The 6,442-nt window shown below is 65.7% G+C and carries 5 protein-coding genes; 4 read left to right on the forward strand and 1 reads right to left on the reverse strand.

Going from position 1 to position 6,442, the window contains the following annotated elements:
- Positions 1 to 328 precede the first annotated feature (328 nt).
- Complete coding sequence (gene holA / locus EOA24_RS23925) at positions 329 to 1,372, reverse strand: DNA polymerase III subunit delta (RefSeq protein ID WP_126080363.1); 1,044 nt, start codon at positions 1,370 to 1,372, stop codon at positions 329 to 331.
- Positions 1,373 to 1,918: 546 nt separating this feature from the next.
- Between holA and EOA24_RS23930 the strand changes: the two genes are divergently transcribed.
- From EOA24_RS23930 to EOA24_RS23945, 4 genes are all read left to right on the forward strand, one after another.
- Positions 1,919 to 3,151 (forward strand): 3-methyl-2-oxobutanoate dehydrogenase (2-methylpropanoyl-transferring) subunit alpha, encoded by a 1,233-nt coding sequence (locus EOA24_RS23930; RefSeq protein ID WP_126080364.1) that lies wholly within the window; start codon positions 1,919 to 1,921, stop codon positions 3,149 to 3,151.
- A gap of 2 nt (positions 3,152 to 3,153) precedes the next feature.
- Positions 3,154 to 4,167, forward strand: a complete 1,014-nt coding sequence (locus EOA24_RS23935; RefSeq protein ID WP_126080365.1) for an alpha-ketoacid dehydrogenase subunit beta — start codon at positions 3,154 to 3,156, stop codon at positions 4,165 to 4,167.
- A gap of 13 nt (positions 4,168 to 4,180) precedes the next feature.
- Entirely contained in the window at positions 4,181 to 5,491 is a 1,311-nt protein-coding gene (locus EOA24_RS23940; RefSeq protein ID WP_126080366.1) for a dihydrolipoamide acetyltransferase family protein, read from the forward strand.
- Positions 5,492 to 5,797: 306 nt separating this feature from the next.
- Positions 5,798 to 6,442 (forward strand): FAD-dependent oxidoreductase (locus EOA24_RS23945; RefSeq protein WP_189354176.1); only part of this gene is annotated, 645 nt, incomplete at its 3' end.

Raw genomic sequence — 6,442 nt, forward strand, 5'->3', positions numbered from 1 at the left:
CTGCGGAGCTGGTACGAGCCGGCGGTGGCGCCGGGAAAAGGCGTGCCCTTGAAGCCGGGCGATGTGACGCCGGGGCGCTGCGCGAGGGTTTCGAAGGCGCTGATGGGTGTTTTTTAGGTTTGAGCGAGGCGCCGAAGCTGCTGATCTCCCCCCTTGTGGGGGAGATGTCCGGCAGGACAGAGGGGGCGCGAAGGAACGCGGCGCTGGCAATGCCTGGACGCCCACCTATTGGTAGTGGAGACATGGATACCGCTGATACGCTGGCGGGACAGCGCCCCCCTCTGTCCTGTCGGACATTTCCCCCACAAGCGGGAGATCGGCTAATCGCCTACCTCTGCCCCAATCTCGCGCTTTCGATCGCGATGCCGAGCAGCGCCTGCCTGGCCAAGGCCTCCGACAGGTCCGGCCGCTTGCGCGTCTGCAGCACGGCCGTCTGCAGCCGGCTGAGCGCCCGACCGAGCGCCTCGACGTTCCAGCGCTCCAGCGTCTTTTCCACCAGCTTGCGGCGCGAGAAGAAGACGGGCGGACGGGCGCCGGCAACGACCGAGGCGGCGTTGCGGCCGCCGCTCTCCATCTGGCCGCGCATCACCTGGATCGCCTGCAATTGCCGCATCGCCGAGGACAGCACCAGGAACGGATGGCCGCCGGACTGGCAGTGACGGGTGAAGGCGATGTCGAAATCGCCGACCTTGCCGTCCAGCATGGCATCGACCGCGGCATCGAAGGAAGCGCCGGAGACGTCGCCTGACAGCGCGTTGATGTCCTCGATGCCGATCTCCTTGCGGCCGTGCGCGTAAAGAACCAGCTTCTCGATCTCGCCGCGCGAGGCGAGGCGGTCGCCGCCGAGATTGCGTCGCAGCGCCTGCCTCGCGTCCAATGTCATCGACATGCCGGCCTTGCGCAATTCGTCGTCGATCACCGAATCCAGGTCGCGGGCTTCATCGGCATAGCAGGGCAAGGCGATGGCGTTGCCGGCGGCCTCGACGATAGCCCTGAGGCCCGTGCCCTTCTTCAGGTCGCCCGCCTCGATCAGAATGACGGCGTCGCGGGCGGGCTCGGTGGTCAGCGCCTTGATGTCGTCGGCCAGCGCCTTCTGGCCGCTGGCGTTGCGCACCCAAAGCAGCCGCCGGTCGGAAAACATCGGCACGGTGCGAGCCTCGTCGAGCAGCCGGCCCTCGTCGCGGTCCACCTCCGCGCCGTCGAGCTTGACCACCGAGAACGGATCATCGAGCGGCAGTCCGGTCTTCGCCGCGAAGGTCTTCGCGCGCTCGGCGACAAGGCCGCGGTCGGGACCGTAAAGCAGGACGATTCCCATGGAGGGATCGGGCCTCGCCAGCCACGAATCGACCTCGTATCCTTTCTTCTGTGCCATGCGGGGTGAGTTAGCATGAGGCGGGGACGGAGTGAACGGAGAAGCGGCGGGCCTCTCTTCGTCATTCTCGGGCTCGACCCGAGAATCCATGCCGTGACTTCTACCGCGGAGCACAACGGTGCAGAATATTCTGTAACCGCGGCAACGCCTTGGCGTAACGGCATGGATTCTAGGGTCTGCGCGCGTCGCTCCGCTCCTTGCTCCGCCCTAGAATGACGACCGCAAGATAGCGTTCTGTCACGCCCCCCTCTGCCCTGCCGGGCATCTCCCCCACGAGGGGGGAGATTGGCTGCTTCGGCCGCTGCGCATATCCCAATTACCTTTTCTGGCTCCAATCGCCCCGCAAACTTCCGCCAAATTGCGCGGGGCGCGAAAACATAGACAAGAAATTTCGTCGCCATATCTGCATCTTGAGCCTGCGCGCCGCATCGGCTTGCCGGGGCCGGCGCCGGGGAGGAAGGCCCCGCCCAGACCCGGCGAATTGGCACTGGTCTGGCGGCGCGGATGTGCAAAGATCGCACCGGCAACATTGGAGGATGTGAGCTCATGGCCGATGCTGGAATGTTGCGCTTTCATGTGCCCGAGCCAGAGGTGCGGCCTGGCGGCACGCCCGATTTCTCCAATGTGACCATTCCCAAGGCCGGCTCGGTGCCGCGTCCCGAGATCGACGTCGATCCGCGCACCATCCGCGACATGGCTTTCTCCATCATCCGCGTGCTGAACCGCGCCGGCGAGGCCGTCGGGCCATGGGCGGGGCTGCTCAGCGATAAGGAATTGCTCGAAGGCCTGCGCCATATGATGACGCTTCGGACCTTCGACGCGCGCATGCAGATGGCGCAGCGCCAGGGCAAGACCTCCTTCTACATGCAGCATCTTGGCGAGGAAGCGGTGAGCTGCGCATTCCGCAAGGCGCTTCAGCCGGGCGACATGAATTTCCCGACCTATCGGCAAGCAGGTCTTCTCATCGCCGACGGCTATCCGATGGTTTCGATGATGAACCAGATCTATTCCAACGAGGCCGATCCGCTGAAGGGTCGCCAGCTGCCGGTCATGTACTCCTCTAAGGAGCACGGTTTCTTCTCGATCTCGGGCAATCTGGCGACGCAATATATCCAGGCGGTCGGCTGGGCGATGGCCTCGGCGATCTCCAACGATTCGCGCATTGCCGCCGCCTGGATAGGCGACGGCTCGACGGCGGAGTCCGATTTTCACGCGGCGCTGGTTTTCGCCTCGACCTACAAGGCTCCTGTCGTGCTCAATGTCGTCAACAATCAGTGGGCGATCTCGACCTTCCAGGGTATCGCCCGCGGTGGCTCCGGCACGTTCGCCGCGCGCGGCCTCGGCTTCGGCATTCCTTCGCTGCGCGTCGACGGCAACGACTACCTCGCCGTGCACGCCGTGGCGAAATGGGCGGTCGAACGGGCGCGCGCCAATCTCGGACCGACACTGGTCGAATATGTCACCTACCGCGTCGGTGCGCATTCGACGTCCGACGATCCGTCGGCCTACCGGCCGAAAGCCGAGTCCGACGCCTGGCCGCTCGGCGATCCGGTTATCCGGCTGAAGAACCACCTCATCCAGAAGGGCGTCTGGTCCGAGGATCGCCATACCCAGGCGGAGGCCGAGATCCTCGAAACGGTGATCGCAGCGCAGAAGGAGGCCGAGGGCCACGGCACGCTGCATGCCGGCGGCAAGCCGTCAACCCGCGACATGTTCGAGGGCGTCTATGCCGAGATGCCTCCGCATCTCAGGCGCCAGCGCCAGCAGGCAGGGGTCTGACCATGCCCAGGCGTACCATGATCGAGGCGATCCGCGACGCCATGGACGTGTCGATGGGCCGCGACAACAAAGTCATCGTCTATGGCGAGGATGTCGGCTTCTTCGGCGGCGTGTTCCGCGCCACGCAGGGCCTGCAGGCCAAATACGGCAAGAGCCGCTGCTTCGACGCCCCGATCAGCGAATCGGGCATCGTCGGTTCGGCCATCGGCATGGCTGCCTACGGGTTGAAACCCTGTGTCGAGGTGCAGTTTGCCGACTATGTTTATCCGGCCTACGACCAGATCGTATCGGAGGCAGCGCGGCTGCGGTACCGTTCGAACGGCGACTTCACCTGCCCGATCGTGGTGCGTATGCCGACCGGCGGCGGTATCTTCGGCGGCCAGACGCACAGCCAGAGCCCGGAAGCGCTGTTCACTCATGTCTCCGGCCTGAAGGTGATCGTGCCGTCCAATCCGCATGACGCCAAGGGCTTGCTGATCGCGGCGATCGAGGATCCCGACCCGGTGATCTTCCTCGAGCCGAAGCGGCTCTATAACGGGCCGTTCGACGGTCACCACGACAAGCCGGTGACGGCCTGGTCGAAGCATGAGCTCGGCGAGGTTGCCGAGGGCCACTACACGATCCCCCTCGGCAAGGCGGCGATCCGCCGGCCCGGATCGGCGGTCACGGTGCTCGCCTATGGCACGATGGTCTATGTCGCGCAGGCCGCGGCCGAGGAGACCGGCATCGACGCCGAGGTGATCGATCTCAGGACGCTGCTGCCGCTCGACCTCGATACGATCGTCGCCTCGGTGACGAAGACCGGACGCTGTGTCGTCGTGCATGAAGCGACGCTGACTTCCGGCTTCGGCGCAGAGCTGGTCTCGCTGGTGCAGGAGAACTGCTTCTACCATTTGGAAGCCCCTGTGGCGCGCGTCGCCGGCTGGGATACGCCCTATCCGCACGCGCAGGAATGGGACTATTTCCCCGGCCCGGCGCGAATCGGGCGCGCGCTCGTCGAAACATTGGAAGCTTAGGGGGAGGCCTGAGATGGGTGAGCACGTCATCAAGCTTCCCGATGTCGGCGAAGGCGTCGCCGAGGCCGAGCTTGTCGAGTGGCATGTCAAGGTCGGCGATCTCGTGCGCGAGGACACGGTTCTGGCCGCCGTCATGACCGACAAGGCAACCGTCGAAATCCCGTCACCGGTTGACGGCGAGATCCTCTGGCTCGGCGCCGAGATCGGCGACACGGTGGCAATCGGCTCGCCGATCGTGCGGCTGAAGGTAGCCGGCGAAGGCAATGTGAAGGCGGCCGCCCAGGCCGTGCCGGAAGAGAAGGCGCCCGCTGCGTCGGCCGAGCCAAAACCAGCGCCGGCACCGGCCATGCCGAAAGCGGCACCAAAGCCAGCCGATCCGCCGGCTAAGGTTTCGCCAGCCGCAGCGCCGAAGGCCGCGCGCCCTGCTGCCGTTTCCGGCGCGCCGCGCGCGGAAGGCGAGAAGCCGCTGGCCTCGCCGGCCGTGCGGCTGCGAGCGAAGGAAGCCGGCATCGATCTGCGCCAGGTTCCGGGCAGCGGTCCGGCCGGGCGCATCAGCCATGAAGACATTGACGCGTTTGTGGCACGCGGCCCGCAGGTTGCGCGCGCCACCGGCCTTGCGCGCAAGGACGGCGTCGAGGACATCAAGGTCGTCGGGCTCAGGCGCAAGATCGCCGAAAAGATGTCGCTGGCGAAATCGCGCATCCCGCACATCACCTATGTCGAGGAGATCGACGTCACGGCCTTGGAGGAACTGCGCGCGACGCTGAACAAGGAGAAGCGCGCCGATCGCCCGAAGCTGACGCTGCTGCCCTTCCTGATACGGGCGATGGTCAAGGCGATCGCCGAGCAGCCCAACCTCAATTCACTGTTCGATGACGAGGCCGGGATCATACACCAGCATGAGGGCATTCATATCGGCATCGCCGCGCAGACGCCGAACGGGCTGGTAGTGCCGGTGGTGAAACATGCGGAGGCGCGTGACCTGTGGGACAGCGCTGCGGAAGTCAACCGGCTGGCCGATGCGGCCAAGGCCGGCACGGCGAGCCGCGAGGAGCTGTCCGGCTCGACCATCACCATCACCTCGCTCGGCGCCATGGGCGGCGTGGCGACGACGCCGGTCATCAACCATCCGGAAGTGGCGATCGTCGGCGTCAACAAGATCATGGTGCGGCCGGTCTGGGACGGCACCCAGTTCATTCCGCGCAAGATGATGAACCTGTCGTCCAGCTTCGACCACCGCGTCATCGACGGCTGGGATGCCGCGGTGTTCGTGCAGCGCATCAAGGCGCTGCTCGAGACGCCGGCGCTGATTTTCGTGGATTGAAAATGACCACGGTCGCAAAGACCCCCTCACCCGGATTGCCAGCCGAATTGCGAAGGGCAATGCGGGGCAATCCGACCTCTCCCCGAGGGGAGAGGTGGTCGCCGGCGACTCCGCTGTCCTCTTCTCCCCTCGGGGAGAAGGTGGCCGCGAAGCGGCCGGATGAGGGGGTCTCCAGGGAAAGCCAGCGCCTCACTCCGCTGGAACACCCCTCATCCGTCTCGGCGCTGGCGCGCCGATCCACCTTCTCCCACAAGGGGAGAAGGGGAGGCGCGCCGCGACGTTCGCCATCAAGAAGAGCGTAAGCCCATGAAAGAAATCTCCTGCAAGCTGCTGGTCATCGGCGCCGGTCCGGGCGGTTATGTCTGCGCCATCCGCGCCGGACAACTCGGCGTCGATACGGTGATCGTCGAAGTTGCGAAGCCCGGCGGCACCTGCCTCAATGTCGGCTGCATCCCGTCCAAGGCGCTGATCCATGCCGCGGAGGAGTTCGAGAAGATCGCGCATATGGCCTCCGGCAAGGATCCGCTCGGCATCAAGGTCGCCGCGCCGACGCTGGACCTCGCAAGAACCGTCGCCTGGAAGGACGGTATCGTTAGCCGGCTCAACAGCGGCGTGGCCGGGTTGTTGAAGAAGGCCAAGGTGAAGACGGTGCAGGGCTGGGCGACGTTCCGCGATGGCAAGACGGTCGAGGTCGAAACCGAGACCGGCACGCAGGTCATCCGCGCCGAAACGGTGGTGATCGCCAACGGCTCGGCGCCGGTCGAGCTGCCGTTCCTGCCTTTCGGGGGACCTGTGATTTCGTCCACCGAGGCGCTGGCGCTGAGCGACGTGCCGAAGAAGCTCGCGGTCGTCGGCGGCGGCTATATCGGGCTCGAGCTCGGCATGGCCTTCGCCAGGATGGGCGCCAAGGTCACGGTGGTCGAAGCGTTGCCGCGCGTGCTTGCGCAATAT

Origin of the sequence: Mesorhizobium sp. M2A.F.Ca.ET.039.01.1.1, from assembly GCF_003998035.1 — a bacterium.
In the GTDB taxonomy this organism is placed as follows: domain Bacteria; phylum Pseudomonadota; class Alphaproteobacteria; order Rhizobiales; family Rhizobiaceae; genus Mesorhizobium.